18 protein-coding genes are annotated in these 21,916 nt (G+C 49.3%); 12 read left to right on the top strand and 6 right to left on the bottom strand.

The window, feature by feature from the left end; genetic code table 11:
* Positions 1-58 precede the first annotated feature (58 nt).
* The 7 genes from K7399_RS01465 (at position 59) to K7399_RS01495 (ending at position 8,918) form a co-directional block, all read left to right on the top strand.
* On the top strand, positions 59-1,123 hold the full coding sequence (locus tag K7399_RS01465; protein WP_028977815.1) for a PTS sugar transporter subunit IIC: 1,065 nt from the start codon (positions 59-61) through the stop codon (positions 1,121-1,123).
* A 316-nt stretch (positions 1,124-1,439) separates the two neighbouring features.
* Entirely contained in the window at positions 1,440-2,012 is a 573-nt protein-coding gene (locus K7399_RS01470) for a competence protein ComK (protein WP_051578068.1), read from the top strand.
* A 575-nt stretch (positions 2,013-2,587) separates the two neighbouring features.
* Positions 2,588-3,259 carry an MtnX-like HAD-IB family phosphatase gene (locus tag K7399_RS01475; RefSeq protein WP_028977813.1) on the top strand — a complete coding sequence of 224 codons (672 nt, stop codon included), beginning with the start codon at positions 2,588-2,590 and terminating at the stop codon, positions 3,257-3,259.
* Positions 3,246-4,307, top strand: a complete 1,062-nt coding sequence (locus K7399_RS01480; protein ID WP_028977812.1) for an iron-containing alcohol dehydrogenase family protein — start codon at positions 3,246-3,248, stop codon at positions 4,305-4,307. Before K7399_RS01475 ends, K7399_RS01480 begins: the two co-directional genes overlap by 14 nt.
* A 213-nt stretch (positions 4,308-4,520) precedes the next feature.
* Complete coding sequence (gene dat, locus K7399_RS01485; RefSeq protein WP_028977811.1) at positions 4,521-5,381, top strand: D-amino-acid transaminase; 861 nt, start codon at positions 4,521-4,523, stop codon at positions 5,379-5,381.
* Positions 5,382-5,652: 271 nt separating this feature from the next.
* A complete protein-coding gene (locus K7399_RS01490; RefSeq protein ID WP_028977810.1) occupies positions 5,653-6,939 on the top strand; it encodes an MDR family MFS transporter in 1,287 nt (428 codons plus the stop codon).
* Between the two features lie 287 nt (positions 6,940-7,226).
* Positions 7,227-8,918 (top strand): glycoside hydrolase family 13 protein, encoded by a 1,692-nt coding sequence (locus K7399_RS01495; protein ID WP_028977809.1) that lies wholly within the window; start codon positions 7,227-7,229, stop codon positions 8,916-8,918.
* Between the two features lie 177 nt (positions 8,919-9,095).
* Here K7399_RS01495 and K7399_RS01500 read toward each other — a convergent pair whose 3' ends face one another.
* Together K7399_RS01500 and K7399_RS01505 are read right to left on the bottom strand one after the other, a co-directional pair.
* Positions 9,096-9,917, bottom strand: a complete 822-nt coding sequence (locus tag K7399_RS01500; protein WP_028977808.1) for an ABC transporter permease — start codon at positions 9,915-9,917, stop codon at positions 9,096-9,098.
* Positions 9,914-10,909, bottom strand: coding sequence for an ATP-binding cassette domain-containing protein (locus K7399_RS01505; RefSeq protein WP_081791810.1), 996 nt, complete (start codon positions 10,907-10,909; stop codon positions 9,914-9,916). Before K7399_RS01505 ends, K7399_RS01500 begins: the two co-directional genes overlap by 4 nt.
* Before the next feature lie 380 nt (positions 10,910-11,289).
* Here K7399_RS01505 and K7399_RS01510 point away from each other — a divergent pair, with 380 nt between their 5' ends.
* The gene (locus K7399_RS01510) at positions 11,290-12,459 is read left to right on the top strand and encodes an amidase (RefSeq protein ID WP_028977806.1); all 1,170 of its coding nucleotides are present in this window, start codon (positions 11,290-11,292) and stop codon (positions 12,457-12,459) included.
* 99 nt (positions 12,460-12,558) lie between these two features.
* On the opposite strand, the gene K7399_RS01515 is transcribed toward K7399_RS01510, so the two are convergent.
* The gene (locus K7399_RS01515; RefSeq protein ID WP_028977805.1) at positions 12,559-13,986 is read right to left on the bottom strand and encodes an NAD(P)-binding domain-containing protein; all 1,428 of its coding nucleotides are present in this window, start codon (positions 13,984-13,986) and stop codon (positions 12,559-12,561) included.
* A gap of 287 nt (positions 13,987-14,273) precedes the next feature.
* Between K7399_RS01515 and K7399_RS01520 the strand changes: the two genes are divergently transcribed.
* The 3 genes from K7399_RS01520 to uraH are packed head-to-tail and all read left to right on the top strand — an operon-like array spanning position 14,274 to position 16,829.
* On the top strand, positions 14,274-15,926 hold the full coding sequence (locus K7399_RS01520; protein ID WP_028977804.1) for a PucR family transcriptional regulator: 1,653 nt from the start codon (positions 14,274-14,276) through the stop codon (positions 15,924-15,926).
* 23 nt (positions 15,927-15,949) lie between these two features.
* Positions 15,950-16,453: a 2-oxo-4-hydroxy-4-carboxy-5-ureidoimidazoline decarboxylase gene (gene uraD, locus K7399_RS01525; protein WP_028977803.1), complete on the top strand. Its 504-nt coding sequence runs from the start codon at positions 15,950-15,952 to the stop codon at positions 16,451-16,453.
* Between the two features lie 22 nt (positions 16,454-16,475).
* Positions 16,476-16,829, top strand: coding sequence for a hydroxyisourate hydrolase (gene uraH, locus K7399_RS01530; protein ID WP_028977802.1), 354 nt, complete (start codon positions 16,476-16,478; stop codon positions 16,827-16,829).
* Between the two features lie 498 nt (positions 16,830-17,327).
* On the opposite strand, the gene K7399_RS01535 is transcribed toward uraH, so the two are convergent.
* The 3 genes from K7399_RS01535 to K7399_RS01545 form a co-directional block, all read right to left on the bottom strand.
* Positions 17,328-18,668 carry a nucleobase:cation symporter-2 family protein gene (locus K7399_RS01535; RefSeq protein WP_028977801.1) on the bottom strand — a complete coding sequence of 447 codons (1,341 nt, stop codon included), beginning with the start codon at positions 18,666-18,668 and terminating at the stop codon, positions 17,328-17,330.
* Between the two features lie 41 nt (positions 18,669-18,709).
* Positions 18,710-18,967 (bottom strand): ferredoxin, encoded by a 258-nt coding sequence (locus K7399_RS01540; protein ID WP_028977800.1) that lies wholly within the window; start codon positions 18,965-18,967, stop codon positions 18,710-18,712.
* 64 nt (positions 18,968-19,031) lie between these two features.
* The gene (locus K7399_RS01545) at positions 19,032-20,072 is read right to left on the bottom strand and encodes an aromatic ring-hydroxylating oxygenase subunit alpha (RefSeq protein ID WP_028977799.1); all 1,041 of its coding nucleotides are present in this window, start codon (positions 20,070-20,072) and stop codon (positions 19,032-19,034) included.
* Positions 20,073-20,617: 545 nt separating this feature from the next.
* Here K7399_RS01545 and allC point away from each other — a divergent pair.
* Positions 20,618-21,859 carry an allantoate deiminase gene (gene allC / locus K7399_RS01550; protein WP_028977798.1) on the top strand — a complete coding sequence of 414 codons (1,242 nt, stop codon included), beginning with the start codon at positions 20,618-20,620 and terminating at the stop codon, positions 21,857-21,859.
* Positions 21,860-21,916: the final 57 nt, after the last annotated feature.

Consider the following 21,916-nt stretch of genomic DNA (forward strand, 5'->3'; position numbering starts at 1 on the left):
TTAGAAAAAGGGAATGATAAAAACAAAAGGAACGGATGAAGGATGGAGGTTTTGGAAGGTGACAACAAACGGGACTGGAGATGGGCTAACCGTGAGGCGTTTTATCAATAACGTACTCACAGGACTTGCGATTGGTATCGTTGCAGGGCTGGTTCCATCCGCCTTGCTGAGCGAAATTTGCAAGGCACTGGCGCCGCATGCACCGATTTTCGCAATCGTTCTGCAAATTGTAACAACCATTATGTTTACAGTGCCTTTACTGATCGGCACGGCCATTGCATTTAAATTCAATTTGAATCCGATACAAATGGTTTCGGTTGCCTCTGCGACCTATATCGGTTCCGGCGCGCTTGTGTTTTCCTCAACCGGCGTGCAGGTAAGCGGCATGGGCGATTTGATCAACACGATGCTGACGGCAAGTTTGGCGGTTGGGGTCATCCTGATCATCGGCGATCGGCTAAAAGCATTTGCACCGCTCGTTCTGCCGACGATTGTCTGCATCGTCTCGGGCGGGATTGGGCTTTGGATTCTGCCTTTTGTACGCAGCATCACAACGCTGGTCGGACATCTTGTTGACAGCTATTTTGCACTTGCCCCAGTGTTAATGGGAATTCTCGTTGCGGTCAGCTTTTCGATTATTATTCTTTCACCCATTTCAACGGTCGCGATTGCGACGGCGATCGGCATGAGCGGGATCGCATCCGGAGCCGGAAATCTTGGTGTTGTCGCTGCCGCGATCGGAATGTTCATCGGCAGCTTGCGGGTGAATCCAATTGGGCTTTCGCTTTCAGCATTGCTTGGGACACCGAAAATTATGATTGCTGCCGTCGTCCGCAAACCGGTGATCATGGTTCCGGTGCTTTTGAATGCGGCTGTACTGGGCATACTTGCTGTTGTCTTCCAAATTCAAGGAACGCCAATCAGTGCCGGTTTCGGCTTTTCCGGTCTTGTCGGACCGATCAACGCCGTGCGCTTTATGCCGGGCGGCGCAACCGGGGCAAATCTGTTGCTTCTGATTTTCATATTCTTGATTATTCCATTTGTTTGCGGTTGGTTCTTCGAATGGATCTGCCGTACGAAGCTGCATCTCTATTCAAAAGAGGACTATATCGAAAAACCATAAAGGAAAAAAGAAGGAGCACCGATATCTGCGGATGTCGGTGCTTTTCAGTAGGGGACACCGTTTTGCTCGATTATTCCAATAATTATGAACAAAATGTGAAAAAGATATTTTTTCTGAAAATAAAGGCGGTTAAATAATTGAAAGTTGTGCCAATATTTGTATAATAATAGGTATAAGAGCAGGGGCATTGATCCTCTGCTTTGAAAGTTCTTCTCTCCTTTAGAAACCGCTGAATGTTTTTCCCCGGGGGCGGTGGATTCCACTCAAATGCTGTTGTGTCTGTGTTTATGAATACGATCAGGAAAGAGGTTATTGAATGAAAACAGAAAAAAACTACATTATTCGTCCTGAGACCATGGCGCTGGTTCCTTGTGAATTATCGGATGGAGACCGAGGCACCCTTGTGATCGAAGAATCAGCACAACGCTACGTCAAGGCGCTTCCTAAAACGATTGTCGCACAGTCTTGCGGCTATTATGGCTCTACCTATAGTGGTAGAAAAAAAGTAGCTGTGGAAATGGGCTACAAAAGTATGCCCCCGATTTGTGTTTGCGGCGAACTCGGTATTGTGTTCCTGTCTTCGATGACGGAACGTTCGGACACCTGTGCTTGGCTGTCCTTCTCACATGTCCGACAATGGTCGGACAATGAACAAAAAGGGAGTGTGGCGGTCATGCTGTCGCGCGGAAAACACATTGAGCTGCCCATGCATGCGCGTCCGTTCGGAGGGCGAGTAATGCGCGCGATGCAATACGCGCATCAGCTTCGCGAGCGAATGACTGTCTATGATGATGCAGAATCCTCAAAAACGAATGATGAGCCGAAACGGTTTGGTTTTAAAGAAAATGGCACCTTTTATATTGTAGATTCTGTTCGCGAAGATGAATAAATGGGTAAACCATGACAAAAATCCTGGGATGGCGATACGCCGAGTCTCAGGATTTTTTGCGGATAAAGAGAGTATGTGATTTTTGGTCACGCAAAAGACTGTGCATCAAACGCGCAGATGCTCTGGCGCCTGCGGATCGCGCCTTGTTGATGCAAGCCAAGGAAGACCGCGCAGATTCCTGCCTGTTTGAGGAGGCTCGCGGTGCGCCCGCGGCAAGCGAGTAACCGAAGCGGCGAGATTCAGCACCGAAAAGACATGAGCCCATCACACATGATTTAAGATTAAGGTTTTTAATGCGGCGATGAAATGTGAGGCACAGGTAGAATGCCGCGCGAATTAAGATTCGCTATTTGCCGGGAGCGAAACGGTGTCGCTATTTGCGATCAGCTGTTACGTGCTTAAAGGCGCATTGAGTTCGCGCACGACGGTCGCAACAATGAATAACCGTAAAAAGGGTCATACTAGAAGTGTTCATGACTTCGTCATATTGGTTGCGCTTGCAGAAAATGGAATAAAAAAAATATCTGTTATACTGAAACTGTAATATAACAGATGAAAAAAAGGAGAATTATTGTATGACAAAGCGTTTCCTTTTCATTTCTGACTTTGATGGTACGTTATCCGATAAAGATTTTTTTCATGTACTCATTAACCGCCATTTTGCTGATCAAGCGGAGAAGCTATATGAAGACTGGGACCAGAAGGTTATGACCGATCTTGAGTATCTCAGCCGCTTATTCAGCCGCGCTGACCGTGACCAGCAGGAGCTTGATGAAGATATTGATGCCGTTCCTTTTGATCCGGATGCCAAAGCGGTGATTGAGCAGGTCAAGAAGCTTGGCGGTGATTTTGTTGTCATTAGTGCTGGTACAGATTATTACATTAAACGGATTTTTGAGAAACAGGGTATAACAGATGTACCGGTTTATTCGAATCCCGGTGTGTATGCAGATCGAGGCATTCAATTGCAGGTAGACCCTAACGGCCCGTATTTCTCAGAACTGTATGGAATCGATAAGCAGAAACTCGCCACGGACTTGATGAAAGATTATGAATTGGTTTTTTATGCAGGCGACAGCGGCCCCGACTTAAAGGCGGCGCTGTTGACGGATACAATTTTCGCCAAAGGCAAGTTGCAGCCGCTGCTCGATCAAGAACACAGAGACTATGTTGCGATCAATAATTTTAAGGATGTTGCAAATTATCTATCCACTCATGAGGAGGCAATCATCAATGGCGGTCGATAATCATCAGATTGTTGTTCCATCATTACTCGATGTGCGCAAGGGAAATTTAGCCAATCTCGGTCGTATGCTTGCGCGTCATCAATTCAGCAAGGTTGTTCTTTTTTTCGGGACGGGTTTAATTGAGATGCTTGGCGATAAAGTATTGGGGTCGATGAAACAAGCCGGAATTGAGGTGCTTGAGCAAAAGGAAGTCGGTGATATTGATATCGATCACGTCGTAGACGACGCTTTTCAGCTTCCGGCACAAACCGAAGCTGTGGTCGGCATCGGCGGAGGCAAGGCATTGGATGCCGCAAAATATACCGCATTGTTGCGCAAATGGCCGTTTATCAGTGTTCCTACATCGACGTCAAATGATGGTTTTTCCAGTTCCAATACGTCGCTGACGATTCATGGACGGCGCATTTCGGTACATGCGAAGATGCCCTACGGAATCGTGATTGATGTCGATGTCATCAGAAATGCTCCGGAATGCTTTATCTACTCCGGAGTTGGCGATCTTGTATCGAAAATTACCGCGGCTGAAGACTGGATCTTTGAGGAAAAGAACGGCGTGACGCGGGTTGATGACTGTGCCCTGATGCTTTCGAAAAAAGCGGTAAACAGCTTTGTTCGGACTGATTTTGGTACGATTCGTGACGACCTTTTCATTAAAGAATTGGTAGATTCGCTGACCATGGCCGGGATATCGATGGAGATTGCCGGCAGCAGTGCGCCGACCAGTGGCAGTGAGCATTTGATTTCGCATGCACTTGACACCTATGGCTCGAAACCACAGCTGCACGGCATTCAAGTTGGCGTGGCCAGCTATCTCATGAGCAAGGTGCAGGATCACCGTTATGAACGCATCACCAAGGTCCTTCAAGATACCGGGTTCTTTACGTTCGCCAAATCCGCCGGGATGACGGTTGCTGATTTTGATATGGCGATTGATCGTGCTCCGGAAATGAAACCGATGCGCTGCACGTATCTGCACCGGGCGGAATATCGTGACCGCGCGCACCACATTCTGCATGAGGATCCGATTTTGCAAGACATTTTGCTTTAAAGAACAACAGACCATTTTCCTCAAGAGGCAGGCTGCTGTCTCTTTTTTTTGTGGTCTAAAAGGGAGATTCGTTTAGGCGCAGTCTTGCCCCGTTTTTCTACTGATTTAGTATTGAGAACGCCTTGAATCTCAAGGTATAATGAATGAAAAGGTTTCAATGCTCGACACCAATGAACAACCATTATGTGGAGGCAAAGAAAGGGGCTTACGGCGATGAGTACGATATTATATAATGACCGTTTTATAGACCGCAGTCAGGGGAAAGTAGATATGGAGGATCGCGGCTATCAGTTTGGCGATGGGATCTATGAAGCGCTGCGCGTATATAATGGAAAAATGTTTCTGCTTGATCTGCATATGAAACGACTGGAACGGAGTGCGCGCGAACTGCGGCTTGCACTGCCTTACGCTACTGACCATTTGGCGGAAAATCTGGATAAGCTGATCAAGGAAAATGCCATGGACTACGGTTACGTTTACTTCCAGATCACGCGCGGGGCGATTGCACGCAAACACCGGTTCCCGGAGCAGCCGATCGATACCGTGCTGACCGCCAGTGTTGAGGCGACCGATAAGGATGAGGATCTGCACGCAGACGGGATCAAGGTCAGTTTGCTTGATGACATCCGCTGGCTGCGCTGTGATATCAAGACGTTGAACCTGCTCGGCAATGTGCTGGCAAATCAAGAAGCGTTTGAACGCGGTGCCGCTGACGCGATTCTTCACCGCGACGGTGTTGTTACCGAAGGCACAACCTGTAACGTATTCATGGTGAAAGACGGCGTTTTGATCACGCATCCTGCCGACCATTTTATTTTGAACGGCATTACCCGTATCTTTGTGCTCCAGCTTGCCGAGCGGCTGGGGATTCCGGTTGACGAACGCACGTATACAACGGCTGAACTTCTGGCTGCAGACGAAGTGTTTCTCACGAGTACCGGCGTACGCGTGACTCCGGTGCTGCAAATCGATGATCGACAGGTTGCAGGCGGAAAACCGGGACCGATCACCAACCGACTGCTCGAAGCGTTTAATCAGGATGTGGAACAATTTGTTACGGCCGTAAACGCGTAAAGCAAGGCGTTTTGAAAATCAAAGAAATCATGATCCACAAGTTAATGGAAATGAGGGTTGATTCATGGCTGCGTCGATTCGCGCATCACTTCGTTCGGTTAAGCAACAATTGAATGGAAAAACTTCTGATTTTCTTGGAAGAAGTGAGGATTGCGAAAAAGTGTCGCTGTGCTGCGTCTGAGACCCTTTTTGAGATGAAAAGAGTCTGTAACGGCATTGTGCCGGGTGCAGGCTCTTTTTGTTGTGCTCTTGAAGAAAGGCGGGATTTTGCTTGAAATGGCGCGATTGGGACATTAATTTAAAAGTACGATTGATTGGCGAAGGATTTTTTAATCTTCTCTTTTGGATGTTTTTTCCGTTTATGGCAATCTATTTTTCGGATCATTTTGGACAGGAGACAGCCGGATTGCTGCTGATTTTATCGCAGGTGATCGGTACGGCGATTGGCTTGCTTGGCGGCTATTGTGCCGATCATTTCGGTCGCAAACGAATGATGGTTTTTTCAGCGGTTGGCCAAGCGGTTTGCTTTGCACTCTTTGCGCTTGCCAACTCACCATGGCTGACGTCGCCTTGGGTAACCTTCATCAGCTTTTCACTGCTTGGTCTGTTCGGCCAATTGTATCAGCCGGCCAGCCACGCGATGATCGCCGATGTTGTCCCTGAGCATGATCGAGCCGGCATTTTTGCCGTTTTTTATACGTCGATCAATGTGATGGTTGTCATCGGTCCGTTACTCGGCGCGATCTTCTTTTTCGATTATCGCTTCGGCTTTCTTGTCGTTTGCACACTGGTCAGTGTTGTGCTCGTCGGGGTACTGCAACACTGGATCCATGAGACGGTACCAATGAAAAAAGCGGCGGAACACCTGAAAGAAAATAAAAAATGGCTGCATCATCTGAAGGATCAGCTTGGCGATTACAGAGTGATCTTCAATGATCGTATTTTTCTGCTCTATATCTTAGCCGGGGTTCTGGTTGCGCAAACCTTTTTGCAGCTGGATCTCTTGATTGCCGTATACACAACGGATCGGGTGCCGCTGCAGACGCTGTTCTCATTTCGCGGTTGGCAGCTGACTGTTGACGGAAAAAATCTGTTTAGTCTAATGGTCTCTATGAACGGGTTGTGTGTGGCTTTGCTGACGGTGAGCGTGACAAAATGGATGACCAAGTTCCGGGAGCGTAATGTGTTCATGGTCTCGGCTTTTTGCTATGGGGTGGCCATGATTCTTATGGGGGCAACGATCAATGCTTGGCTGCTTCTGGCAGCGATTGTTTTGTTCTCCTGGGCAGAGCTGATGACGGTTGGCGTGCAGGACAGTTTCATTGCCAAACTTGCGCCGGAACATTTGCGCGGGCAATACTTTGCTGCGGCCGGGCTGCGCTTTTCGCTTGGTCGGACGATTGCGCCGATAGCCATACCCATGACCATCTGGTTCGGCTATTCGTGGACCTTTTTCATTCTGGCGGGCATCGCCTATCTTGGAATGATGATCTATGGCCTCATGTTCTCGATGTTTTACCGCCAGAAAATGCCGGTTGCAGAAAAAAATATTTCATAAAATATTCACTGGATGCGTAGGGTTGAAAACGGTATCAGAGCCGGCATAACGACTTTTGATGCTGCTTTTTGCATGTAACTCGATTGTGACCCAAGTGTGAGCAACCGGAGTATACACAGACACCGTAACTGCAAAAGACTCGGACTGGTTTGGACGGTCTTTCGTAAGTGACTAAATCTGAGGTATCATTAATTCAGATGCAACAATCAAATTCAATTGATTGAACGCTGGCAAGGATCATAGAATGGGACAAAGGGTATCAGAATGCGTAAAAGGAGGCTTTGCACATGGGAGAACGTGATTGGTGGAAAGAAATCGCTGTTTACCAAGTTTATCCTAAGAGTTTCAAAGATGCGAATGATGATGGAAGTGGCGACCTTAAAGGGATCATTGAAAAACTGGATTATCTGCAAAATCTCGGTATTGAGGCAATCTGGATCAATCCGGTTTACCAATCGCCGATGGTGGATAACGGCTACGACATCATGGACTACAAAGCAATTCACCCACAGTTCGGAACGATGCAGGATATGGATCAGCTGATTAGTGAGGCGGGAAAGCGCGGGATGCGCATTGTCATGGACCTTGTCCTTAATCATACCTCAAACCAGCATCCTTGGTTCCTTGAATCAAAGCGCAGCCGTACGAATGCAAAAAAAGATTGGTATATTTGGCGGGACCCAAAGCCGGACGGCACCGCCCCGACCAACTGGCGCGCAGAGTTTGGCGGTTCCTCTTGGACGTTTGATGAGCAGCGAGGCCAGTATTACTTGCACTGCTTTGCAGCGGAGCAGCCGGATTTGAATTGGGCTAATCCGGATGTGCGGGCAGCAATCTATGAATTTATCACGTTCTGGCTAGAGAAAGGTGTCGGCGGATTTCGACTTGATGCCATTACTTACATCAAAAAGCCGGAACGATTTACAGATCTGCCGCCGAATGGAGAGGATGGATTGGCACCGGTCGGACGCGCCTCGCTGAATCAGCCTGGAATCTTGGACTACCTGCACGAAATGAAGGCGCGCACCTTTGACAACTATGACATTTTTACCGTCGCTGAAGCGCCCGGCGTTCCGGCAGAACAGATTCCGCAGTTCACCGGGGAAAACGGCGTGTTCTCAATGCTGATCGAGTTCGATCATATCAATATGGGGGTCGGATCGGAACAGAAATGGTACGAGCCGATGCCTTGGTCGCTTACCGATTTGAAACAGATTGTCTCGAAAAGTCAGCACTTTGTCAATAAAAGCGGCTGGTCCGCACTCTATCTGGAAAATCATGATTCGCCGCGCTCAATCAACAGCTACCTCGGTGATCAAGCCGTGAAGGCGGGGACAATTTCGGCGAAACTGCTGGCGACCTTTTACACGCTGCTGAAAGGGACACCGTATATTTATCAAGGCCAAGAGCTTGGCATGACAAATGTGCATTATCCATCCATTGATAAATACGACGACCTTTCGTCGCTTAATCAGTACCGTTCGGCGATCCGGGAAGGGTGCTCCGAGCAAGAAGCGCTCGAAGCCGTTTGGCACTTCAGCCGCGACAACAGCCGAACACCGATGCAGTGGAGTGACCAAGTATATGCCGGTTTTTCCACTCAGAAACCTTGGCTTGGCGTGCATCCGAACTTTGTACGCGTGAACGCACAAGCGGAGCTGCGCAATCCGGATTCGCTTTACTATTATTATCAAAAATTGATTCGACTTCGTAAAAGCAGCCGGGCATTGCGTTATGGCGACTACGCGCTTTTGAAACCAGATCACGAACACGTGTGGGCGTATACGCGCAGCTGCAGTCGCGAAAAAATGCTTGTCATTCTTAACTTCAGCGATACATTGGTGGACTTTCCTTCTTCGCAGGAATTGGTACAAGCGGCAACGAAACTGGTGCTTGGGAATGTTTCGCAGCGTTTACCGGATCACGAGAATAAGATGCAGTTGAAACCGTATGAAGCACGTGTTTATCTCGTGAAATAAACACAAAAAAATTGGATCAGCGTCGAGCTGATCCAATTTTTTGCTGAAGATCATCAATGTTTTCCGAGAAGGCTTCCGGATCGCCAGCGGTCGCGCCCTGTTGATGCGAGCAATCGGAGCGTACACAAAAATCAGAATGGTTTTAGGACTAAGGGCAGCTTGGTTTTTCTCATCAGCCTACCGTTTGTTACGGTAGAGGTACATCGTAACCGGCGCGAAAATCAGGATGAGTACAGCGGAGACGACGAGTACCCAGATGATCTGCATCCCATTGACCTGACCACCCATTAATTGGCGAAGCGACGTGGTCAGAATCGATACCGGGTTGATGTTGACGAAGGCACGTAGCCAGCCGGGCATAGTGGCCGGATCAACAAAAATGTTGCTGGCAAAGGTCACCGGGAACAGCAGCGTCATGCTAATGCCCATCACGGCCTTCGTTGTTTGCAAAATCAGGCCAAGCATCGTGAACACCCAGGAGAGACTGAACGAGAAAATCAGGACGAGCATGATGCCGGCAACAACGCCGAGCACGCTGCCTGCCGGACGGAACCCGAGAATAAGTCCTAGAATGATAACAATGATCGATGCAAGTGTATACCGTACCGTATCGGCAAGAAGTGCGCCGACCAGTGGAGACGGTCCCCAGATCGGCATTGAACGGAAGCGGTCAAAGGTTCCTTTTGAAATGTCTTCATTGAGTGAGACGCCTGTATAAACCGTGGTGAAAACAACCGTCTGTACCAGAATACCGGGAATTAAGAATTGCAGATAGTCGGTGGTTGAACCGGCAAGCGCGCCGCCAAACAAATATGTGAACATGAGCGTAAACATGACCGGGAAAAAGGTGACGTCAAGAAGCTGCTCGGGAACATATTTTATTTTCAGCAAGGCGCGCCAAGTAAAGGCAAGGGATGTTGCAAAACCGTTCGGATGCGGCGGTCGCTTGTGATCGACAAGTGCCGCGCGCATTTTGTTCATTTGTTGTTCGCTATTCATTTCGACGCACCTTCTTTTTGTGGGCTGTCTTCTGCAGGTTTGCCGGTAAGCGTTAAGAACACTTCGTCAAGGCTTGGCTGGCCGAGTGAGAATTCGCTGACCCTGATTTGATGGTCGCTCAGCATCGTCAGCGCTTTTGCCGCATTATCCGTATCCGAGAGCTGGGCGGAGAGTGCCAATGGGTCGGAGGACAGGTGCACCGATGTGCCTAGTGTCGTGCTGAGCAATTGCTGCGCCTCGGCACGTGCTGCAGCGTCGATTAAGCGGACGTGCAGGATGCCAGTTCCGACGGAGGCTTTTAATTCGCTGCTTGTCCCCTCAGCGATGATTTTTCCATGATCGATGACGGCGATCCGGTCGGCAAGTTGATCGGCTTCATCTAGATATTGCGTCGTCAAGAGGACAGTCGTTCCAGTGCTGACGAGCGCACGAACAATATCCCAAATTTGATTGCGGCTGCGCGGATCGAGTCCGGTTGTCGGCTCGTCTAGAAAGAGCAGCTTTGGACGCACGACCATACTGGCGGCGATGTCGAGACGGCGTCTCATACCGCCGGAATACTTTTTCACCTGACGTTTCGCGGCGTCCTGCAAATCAAAAGCGTCCAGCAGCTCTGCCGCACGTTCCTTCGAGTCCCTGCGTGTATAACCCATCAATCGAGCAATCAGCATTAGATTCTCTGTTCCTGAGAGGTCTTCATCAACGGAGGCGAATTGGCCGGTCAGACTGACGCACGCGCGCACGGCATCCTGCTCCTTAAATAAATCATGACCGAAGATTTTTGCCGTGCCTCCATCGGGCTTGAGTAAGGTCGCCAGCATTTTCATTGTGGTCGTTTTTCCGGCGCCGTTCGGACCGAGAAAACCGTAAACCGTTCCTTGAGGAATGGCCAGGTTGATCCCGTCAACCGCGCGATGCTTTCCAAAACGCTTAACAAGATCGGCCGCCTCAATGGCAAGTGACTGATCCTTTTGATTCATCACGTTTTTCATAGTTTCCTCCAAATCATCTGTTTGAGCTGTTCAATGAACGAATACCCTTTTTTAGGTGAATCTGTGTCAATTATATGAAACTTTGCAGATAAAGGCGAATCTGAAGGCGATTGAAAAAGTGCAAAGTGACTGATAAAACCTGTAAAGTGACTGATAAACGTTTCAAAGTGACCGATAAAATTTGCAAAGCGGCTGATAAAACCCCAAAAGTGACCGATAAAATTAAATCTTGAAACGGACCGATACTGATGGAGAAATCGAATGCCTAGTCACACTGACTAATTCAGACAGCTGCTTTTGGTTATGTTTACGCATGACAAAGCCGCTGTTTTTTATTATTCTGATCTTAATGAATTTTTTTCTGACGAGGTGAACGGTTGATGGATGGTCAAGACAGTTTGGGTGCGTTTGTAACCGATGGATTAAACCTTGCGCCGCTGGGAAACGGTGTACTGAACGGAACGGTTTTTGCTGCAAAAGATGTGTTTGCGGTTCAGGGACATGTAGCTTCCGCGGGACAGCCGCTTTGGGCGAGCACTCATCCTGCTGCCGAAGTACATGCGCCGGTCATCAAAAGCTTACTGGAAAGCGGCGCGCGCTTACGCGGAATGACGGTTACCGATGAGTTAATGTACAGCCTCAAAGGAGACAACATCCACTATCCGCCGACGATTAATCCACGTGTGCCCGATGCTTACTCCGGAGGCTCCTCAAGTGGATCGGCGGTGGCCACTGCTTCAGAAGCGGTTGACTTCGCCATCGGTACCGATACCGGCGGATCGGTGCGTATTCCCTCTTCCTATTGCGGGTTGTTCGGCATTCGCCCGTCGCACGGAGCGGTTTCTTTGGAAGGCGTCGTTCCGCTGGCGCCGAGTTTCGACACGGTCGGCTGGATGGCTCGAAGCGCTGAACTGCTTGAGCGTGTGGGTTCCTGTCTGTTGCCGGAAACCGTATCAGCATCCTTCCAGCACTTTTATCAATTAAACGAAGCATGGGCTCAGATTGATCATCCGTCGGTGCTTCAATTGCTTCGCACATTCATCAAAAAGCATCTTTCAGATCTGAAGATTGAGCCGACTCAGCTCCCGCTGGCTAAACCGGCGGAACTTGCGGAAACGTTTCGCGTCCTGCAAGGCTACGAAGCTTGGCAATCACATGGCCTGTGGATCAAGCAAAATCATCCCCACTTTGCCAGCGATGTCGGCGGCCGATTCGAAGCTGCATCGAAAATGAAAAAAAATAAAGCTTACCAGCAGGCGGCAGCGACGAAACAGCAATTCACCGAGAAAATACGTGCGTTCCTCGGCAGCGATGGACTGTTAATCGTCCCGACGACCTATGGACCGGCACCGAAACGAAGTGCCGAAGCTGAAGAAAGCGATAAAGTCCGCGCGCGCACGATGCGCTTGACCTGTATTGCCGGCGTATCCGGACTGCCACAAGTGACTGTACCTATTCTTGAGTCGGCTGCCCCGATCGGCTTATCCTTCATTTCCGGCTACGGCACCGATCGGCAGTTGCTTGCGTTTGTGAGAAACGTGTTTGGCTAACTTAAAAAGAAGGTATCTAAAAAAACGGTTGTCTCCGGTCAACAGACTTTTGAGACAACCGCTTAATTTTTTGTTCATCTAGCTCTTTTTTTCGACCGGTCATGCCTCTGTTTTCTTCGGCCATTTACCGAAAAATTCAGGCGTGTCATAGTTGAAATAATCTTCGAGATAAGCTTCGCGCGTGTCGGCGAACAGCTCATCGGCGACTGCTGCGGTGATGAGCGGGAGGCTGTATTTCATTCCGGATAGTGCGGAGGCAGACAAGCCGCAGCTGATCATACCGGAATAATTGAACGCGTAAAGCCCATGCAGCAGTGCTTCGCCCTTTGTATCCCGCCCCAAGTAAGCAAAGCCGGGGCTCAGATATGGATGGGCATCGAGCACGGGACTGGCGATTGCTTCCGGTGCTTTATAGCGGTCTCCCCAGCGGAGAATGTACGGTTCCAGCGTGCTTAGTTCGGGACGCAGTGCCGGATCGGTGCGTAATCCGGTACTGATAATTAAAAAGTCGAAAAGAAAACTGCCTTTTGCGGTTAAAACACGCACCCCCTCACCTAAGGGCTGAACGTCAAGCCATGGCGAACCAAGATGCAGCGTGAAGCCCGGCCGTGCGGCAGCACGGTTAAACGTGTCGTTGGTCGGCGGCTGATTCAGGTTGAAAAAATGGGCCATGACTGCATATTTCTCAGCATCCGGCAGCGTGTGATAGTGCTCAATCAATCCCGATGGTTCCATTTGCCGAATCGGATTGACGCGCGGGAGCTGTTTACGTCGAACGAAAACATGTGCTTCGGCCGCCCCTTCGGTCAATGCGTAATTCGCATTGTCAAAAGCCGAAGACCCGCCGCCAAGTATGGCGATCTTCTTTCCTTTTAGTGCATTGAAATCAATCGATTCCGAAGTATGCGCATAGAGATGCTTCGGCAGCTTATCGCGAATTATTGCCGGCACATACCATTGCCCGCCGCCTTGGATGCCGGTCGCTAGAATGACTTTGCGCGCGAGCAGTGTCGCCGATGGTGCACCGGCGCCTGTGAGATGCAGGCGATGAATGCCGGCTTTTGCCGGGTCAATTCGTGTTAGTTTGACCTGATTGATCACCGGAAGGTTCAGGATTTGCCGGTACCAGCACAGATAATCCATCCAGTCACGACGAGCGATTTTGTCCATCGCATTCCAGGAATCTTCACCGAATTGAGCCTCCCACCAAGAACGGAAGGTCAACGAGGGGATGCCGTAATCAATCGGGGTCAGCTGTTTCGGTGTTCTCAGCGTCATCATGCGTGCGTAGGTGATCCATGGCCCTTCGCAGCCTTGTGGATTTTCATCGATCACGAGAATGTTCGTCATGCGTTTACGAATCAAGCCAAAAGCGATCCCCAGCCCGCACTGCCCCGCGCCGACAATAACGGCATCGTAGACATGACCATCGGGGTGGAGCGTTTCATGGACCCAATTCGAACAACGGTCGAGTCCAAGATAGGAAAGATCCGTTTTCACGCGTTGGTTTAATGCGTGAAGGCTCATGTTCAACAGCACCTCTATTCGAAAAGTTTTGATTTATCTCATTATTCGATTTAATCCTAACGGATCCTGAGTAGCGTTTCAATCACGATGCATCTAAATTTTCTTGCAAAATTTAGATAACATAACTAGAACAGAAATGATCCTTGCGCTATAATACTTACATTATAAAAATATTTTAAAAATTTAATGATTTGTTTTTCAAGCTGATCCGATGGAAATTTTCCGACCATGATTCACGGCTGCTTTTCTAGAGCCGAAACTGATTCACAGAATAGGAGGTGCTGAATATGAGGGTCTCCGAACTTTTTCAGATACCGATATTCAGTGAATTCAAACTCATTGCCGGCGAAAAAGGTGTCGATCGTGAACTGCAGAATGTCAATATGATGGATGCGCCGGACATTATCGACTATTTAAAGCCGAACGATTGGCTGATCACCACAGGCTATCATTTGCGTAACAATCCCGACTTTTTTTACACACTTGTTGCGCAGATGGCGGAGCGAGGCTGTGCCGCGCTCGGGATCAAGACACGCCGTTTTATGAATGACATTCCGGAAGCGGTTGTTCAGCTAGCCAATGCGTGTTCGTTTCCGCTGATCGATTTGCCTAATAGTCTTTCACTGGTTGATATCGGCAATCAGACGTTGACGCAGATCCTGAATACGCGTACAAAGGAGCTTCAATTTGCGATTGATACGCACCAACAGTTTACCGAACACATTATGAGCGGTGAGAGCACGGATCGGCTGTTGAAACGCTTGTCCGATATGATCGGTTTTCCCACGATCCTGTTGGATTCCTATTTAAAAATTATCGCGGCGTCAAATCGGGCATTCGCTCATGGAACTTTTTCCGATCGACTGGCTGATTTTGAACAAACCCTTTTTCAGCAGAAAGCAAACTTTGCTTCATTTTCACAACTGGATACCCGCCAGACTTACTCCTTATTTGTGATTTATACCTATAAGAAAAAACGTTGTTTTCTGCTTGTCTGCGGTCATGTGCCGCTTTCCGACCGGTTGCTGACACTGACCGTGGAGCAGGCGATGAACGTGTTGGCATTCGAGCTGATGAAGGATGAAGCGCTAAAGCAGACCGAGCGCAAAGTGCGCGATGCTTTCTTCACCAACCTGATCCTAGGAGCGTTTTCGACAAGCGATGAATTGATCAGCCGGGCAACAGAATTCGGTCTGGCAGACCGTCAGCGCTCGGTTTGCGTGGTCGGCGAACTGGATGCCGATGCCGATCCGATTAGTTATACGCATTTCCAGATGGAAACCGACGAGGTCTATGCCTTCTTGGAAGGGGAGATCGCCGCATTGCCGTTTGCTGCGCATCTTTTTGTCCGCGATCATAGTTGTGCCGTCATTTTTGAAGTTGTGGCCTCCGGAGATAATGGTCTGCGTTTTTTGACGCCCTATCTGAAGAAAATTCAGGAGCGTGTCGTACGCTTTTTTTCACATACGCTGTCCTTTGGGCTTAGCCATCCGTTTAGCAGTCTGGAAGATTTGCCAAATGCATTTCACGAAGCGGCGGATGCCCTTCACGCCGGCGCGCAGATGGGCAAGCGCGCGTTTCTGCAAATCTATCAATCGCGCGGAATTCGCGATTTATTGCACCGGATACCAACTGAGGAATTGAGCGCACTCTACGAGCAGACGCTGCAAGCCCTTGCCCATCCGAAAAAGGAAGAGGAGCAGGTGCTGCTGCATACACTCTTTGTCTATCTCGAATCCAATTGTCAGATTTCAGAGACGGCAAAGAAGTTGTTTGTTCATCGAAATACGGTCATTTACCGGATCGACAAATGTGAAAATCTGCTTGGCGCTGATTTGAAGGATCCGGATACCATCTTTCAGATTCGTTTCGCTTTGCGGATGAAGCCGCTGATTGAACGTTCAAGCGCAACTGGACTGCGAAACCCTTTCAAAAATTAACAAAACGAAAAGGAGGCAGGTCGGTGAACCTAGATGAATTGAATGATGCTGCAGAAGCTGTGTTTGTGCATCAGCTGGGAGGTATTTTCGAACAGTCGCCGTGGATCGTGCGTGAAGCAGCGAAAAAACGGCCGTTTGCTTCTAGAGACGACTTGTTTCAGGCGATGGCGGCAATCGTTGCCTCAGCGGGTGCAGAGCGGCAAGAAGCCTTGATTCAGGCGCACCCGCGCCTCGGTACGGCAAAGCAAATGACCGAGCAATCCGGCGAGGAACAAAAGACCGCTGGTTTGCACGATCTTCCGAAGGGTGAAGCTGAGCAGCTGAAAACGTTGAATCAGCAGTATGAAGCACGCTTTGATATTCCCTTCATCATGGCGGTGCGCGGAAAATCAAAGCCAGCGATTGTTGCTGCATTAAAAGAACGATTGATGCATGCGCGTGCAGACGAGTTTAATCGGGCTTTAGCAGAAATTTTAAAAATTGCACGATTCCGTCTGGACGATGTCCTGGAAGTGACGAAGCAGTGAAGAAGGAATAAGGAGGGGCATAATGGGCGAATTGACCACACATATTCTTGATTTGACGCAGGGAAAGCCGGCGTCAAATGTTCAAATTGATCTCTATGAGGTCAACGGGGACGCGTTGACCTTCCTGAAAAGCACGGCGACCAATCACGACGGACGGCTCGATGCACCGCTGATTGACGCATCAGCGTTCGGCGCAGGTGTTTATGAGCTGCACGTACATATCGGCGCTTATTTTCGCAACGCGAAGCTAGCCGCAAGCGTGCCCGCGTTTCTCGACATCGTTACGGTTCGTTTCGGTGTGGATGATCCGGGACGAAACTATCATGTGCCGCTGCTCGTTTCGCCGTGGGGCTACCAAGTCTATCGCGGCAGTTGAACGGGAAATTCCTGCGCAAATCGAGCCCATAAAAACCCTCCGGCTGTAACCATGTCGGAGGGTTTTTGGTTTGATAAAGGTTGCCAGTGGAGAAAACTCAGTTCTTTAGTGATGAGATGAATCCTCACCTTGAGCAACTTGTTGATCGCAGGCCGAGGGGGGCCGCAGGGAATCGTATACTCGGAAGGCTCCGGAATCGCCCGCGGTTGTGCTCGGTTGATGCGAGCACCAAATGGCATGCCCGAAAAGTAAAAAGCGAAATGCCGAAGTTAAAGCGAAATCCTCAAAAGTAAAAGCGAAACGCTGCATGGAAGAGGAACTTTCGCTAGTTAAAAATGAACTTTCGCTAAGTACGCATACGTCCTGTATGCAACGCGAAAGTCATCACATCCTGTGAAAGTATGTCCTGCATGCAAGGCGAAAGCCACTACATCCTGCGGAAGTAAGAACTGAGTTTCGCCCGATTTTTCTGATCAGCGCAGCAGATAAGCGAGCCTATCAAACTTCTTTTGCTGCGCTTGTTTCGGCGATCATTTGCTTTGAAGCAGCGTCGATTGGCTCTGCAGAAGTACGACGTCCGGCATTTAAAATAAGATTGAGAATAAGAGCGGTAAGACTTCCTGCAACAATGCCATTATTTGTGAGAATCTGAATCAGACTTGGAAAATGAGCGAATAGTGCCGGCTGCACCGTAACCCCCATGCCAATGCCGACGGCACAAGCGACGATCAGCAAGTTTTCCTGACGTGAAAAATCAACTTTTCCGAGCATACGCACACCGCTAGCAATGACCATGCCGAACATGGCCAGCGTTGCACCGCCGATGACCGCGTTTGGAATGAGGACGGTAATCGCACCAATTTTCGGAATCAGGCCTAGGGCAACCAAAGCAACACCGCAGACCACGGTGACGCTGCGTGATTTCACCCGGGTCATCTGAACCAGACCAACGTTCTGTGAAAAAGTGGTATAAGGAAAAGCATTGAAAAAACCACCGAGCAGGATTGCCAGACCTTCAGCGCGATAGCCGTGCTGCATTGCTTTTTCATCTATTTTTTTCCCACAAATCTCACTTAAAGCCAGATAGACGCCGGTTGTTTCAATCATGCTGACAATCCCAACGATTGACATGGCGATAATCGCATCAAGATGAAAGGTCGGCGCACCGAAACTGAACGGAGCGATCAAACTGAACCAGCCGGATTGGCCGACCGATGAAAAATCAACTTTTCCCATAAATGCGGCAGCGATGGTACCGATAACAATACTGAGCAGGATCGAAATTGTCTGCATAAACCCTTTAAAAAAGCGATTCATGATGATGATCAGAGCGAGTACACCGAAGCCGAGTGTCAGATTTTGAGGGCTTCCAAAGTCCTTCACGCCGACCCCGCCGCCAAGGTTGTTAATCGCAACCGGAATCAGTGTGATTCCGATGATCATGACTACGGATCCGACAACAACCGGCGGAAAGAGCGAACGGATTTTTCCGAAGAAGGTGGAAAGCGCCAGCACAACTAAACCGGCGATGAGAATGGCACCGCATATTCCAGGCATTCCATATGCTTTTCCGATGATAATCATCGGCGAGACAGCGGTGAAGGTACAGCCCATCACAATCGGCAAACCGATACCGAAAAAGCGATTTTTCCATGCCTGAAGCAATGTGGCAATGCCGCAGGCAACCAAGTCGATGGAAACAAGCAAGGCGAGTTCGGCTCCGTTAAGTCCGACCGCGCCGCCGACAATCAGTGGTACGATGACGGCGCCGCCGTACATCGCCAGCATATGCTGGATCCCAAGTGAAACTATTTTTCCTTTTGAATGGGTCTGTTCCATTCTTTTCACACTCCTCATGGTCTATTTATTGTTCGTAGGTTTCAGCTTGCTTCATGTTCTTCTTTTGCAGGATCGCCGTTAAAGGGGGTCCCGCTCATTTTAATGGATTCAGTCGGGCAGCCTTCGCAGGCGTCGATAACGTCATCGATCTGGGCTTCAGGAATTTCCTTTGTTCCCTGATTATCATCAAGCAGGACGTGCGATGTACCGTCCTCATCGTATCCGAAAATATCCGGAGCAGCACATCCGCAGGCCCCGCAAGCGATGCATGTGTCTTTGTCGACAATCACATAGTGCATAAGCTGTACCTCCTTGTTTTGCTGGAATCAAAGCAGGCATGGAAGGCATCTGATCAATCGCTTCTTAACTGGTGTAGATCTTGCCAAGTCCCATCTCCTTCAACCGTTTCCGGTAAGCGATCGATGTTTTATCCGCCATGATATGCGCTTCTGCCTGCAAATCGAGCGGCAGCTCTTCCGGCTTCTGATTCTCGACCATTTCCCGATCTTCATTAAAAATTTTTAAGTTGAACGCGCAGGCATCTTCAATCGAGAGCGTTTTATCGAAGTTTTGGGCAATTGGGCAGAAGAGACGTGTTTTGCGGGCGGAGATCGGACTTGCGGCGTTCAGAATCCAAAGCTGCTTACCCTCTGGAAAATGAACGATCAGCCGGGCGCAGAGCGGAGGATAGATGTCGTATTCACGCAGCCATTTGAATCCTTCAGGGGATGGATCGGCCATCCCTTTTGGATAATTGCTCACTGTGCTGAGGTAATCGGTGTGGATGCCTTCCGCCGTGCGCGACACTTTGTAACTCGGAACGAATGCGTTGTTGCGATCGGCAAACGTTGCGGTATGCACCCAAGCAAAGTGAGCAACATCAACAAAACCTTCAATCTGCCGGCCTGCCGATCCATTAATGTCGATTGTTGGTGCTAAAAAGGAAATATAATCTTCATTTCCCCAAATTGGAAATGGCGGCACGTGATCCGCTTCACCGGCGAGGGTGGTCCAGACCAAACCATAGCGTTCAACAACCGGATAAACGCTCAGGCAGAGCCGCGGCGATATTTTTGCCTCCGGATGGGCGGGAATCGACACGCACTGCCCGTCAGCACTGTAACTAAACCCATGATAAGGACAGACAATGTTGTCATCTTCCACCCAGCCCATGCTGAGCGGGGTTCCGCGATGGATGCACAAGTCGCGGGCAACCACCGCTTTTCCTTTTGCGCGATAAACCACCAATGCAACATCAAGCAGTGTGACCGCAAGCGGCTGATCGCTGACTTGAGCGCTCTCGGCCACCGGATACCAATAGTTTATCAGAACATTCCAGTCTTGCGGGGCAAAGGTACAATCGGTTGGATAAGGGGTTTTCCTTTTGACGTTTGTTGCCGTCATCACAAACCGCCTCCTGTTCTGTTTGATTGTTGAAAAGTTTATAACAAGTCTGAAAAAATAGGAATTACCGTGTTAAATAATCTAACAAATTTATGCCTTTTTTGTAGCTTTAGCCTACACGTTTGATTTTTGTTGTAGGATGTGACAGAAATGTGAACGGATGATTGGCGTATTTTCGCTGCAAGGCAATCGTCGCGAAAGTCACCGCATCCTGTGAAAGAAAGGACTCAGCTTACAGGTAAGGAACGTTTATGATTTTTGGTTATGTAAAAGCCAGTGCATCAATGCGCAGATGCTCTGGCGCCCGCGCTAAGCGAGCAATCGGTGCGTACCCGTGCACAAGTGATAAATCAAAGCCGCAGCAAAAGGAACTTTCGCTAAGTGCTATCTTGAAGAGCGACGGCGACTTTTTAGCCAATGTAACCAATCGATATTAGAAAAATTGGACTATTTTATAATGGTCTCATCGCTATTGTTTGCTAAAATAATCCTATTCCTAATCGGGGTATGTTAGGAGATCTAACGCAGAAAGAAGGCGAGGAGTGATGATGGATCAAGCCTCAAAGACATTAAAAGACGATCTCCGTCAAGCGATTAACTGGCTCGCGTCGTTTGGTAAAACCGAAAATGACGGGGTCACGCGGCTGCTTTACGATGAGGCTTGGCAACGGGCACAGCAGGCGCTCGCGCAGAAAATGAATAACTCAGGTCTGCTTGTGCGATTCGACGATGTAGGCAACCTGTTCGGACGATTGCCGGGTACTGAGGACAAAGCGCCTGTAATCTTGACCGGGTCACATCTTGATACCGTTGTTGACGGCGGTAAATATGACGGCGCATTCGGTGTACTGGCTTCTTTGCTGGCGGTCGATCGGTTAAGACAGCAATTCGGCGCGCCGAAACGCACATTGGAAGTTGTGGCGCTGTGCGAGGAGGAAGGCAGCCGATTTCCAATTTCCTTCTGGGGTTCCGGGAGCATTACCGGAGCCTATCAGCAGTCCGATGCGGCCGGGTTGGAGGACTCATCCGGTGTCCGCTTTATCGATGCGATGCAGCAAGCCGGCTTCGGCAAAGGCGATTATCCGGCGCCTACGCGCAATGATATTGCTTGTTTTATCGAGACGCATGTCGAACAAGGGATCACGCTTGAGCTTGAACAGAACACATGGGCGGCGGTAACGCATATTGTCGGTCAACAACGTTACACCATCACGTTGACCGGTGAGAGTAACCATGCAGGAACGACACCAATGGATCGGCGTCACGATACCGTCTATGCGGCCGCACGAATGATCGCGCATGTGATCCGCCGGGCTGAGCAAGCGCAGAATGGACTGGTCGCAACGGTTGGACGCATCAAAGTGGCACCCAATGTACCTAACGTCGTCCCCGGAAGCTGCAGCTTTACCCTTGATATTCGTCATCATCAATCCGATGTCATAAATCGTTTCAGCGGTCAAGCGGTTGCCGATTTTCGGCAGCAGGCGCGAAAAGCGGGAATTTCGATTCAAATAACAAAATGGATGGATGCGCTCCCGGTGCCGCTTGATCCGAAACTTGCGGAACTAGGCTATTCCTTAGCGCAGAAAGCGGGGATACCGTGCAAGAAAATGGTGAGCGGTGCCGGGCATGATTCGCAGATTTTCGGCAGCTACTGTCCGACGGCACTACTGTTTGTTCCAAGCCACAACGGCATCAGCCATTCGCCAAATGAATTTACGAAGCTTGATGACCTGGAAACCGGTGTTCAGATGTTAATAAAGCTTTTGCATCATTTAGCCTATTAATCTAAAAAAACATGTTTGTCCGATCTGCCACAGGCGTCGCATTGGCTTATTGAAGCG

The organism is Sporolactobacillus terrae (genome assembly GCF_019930545.1).
Lineage (GTDB): Bacteria > Bacillota > Bacilli > Bacillales > Sporolactobacillaceae > Sporolactobacillus > Sporolactobacillus terrae.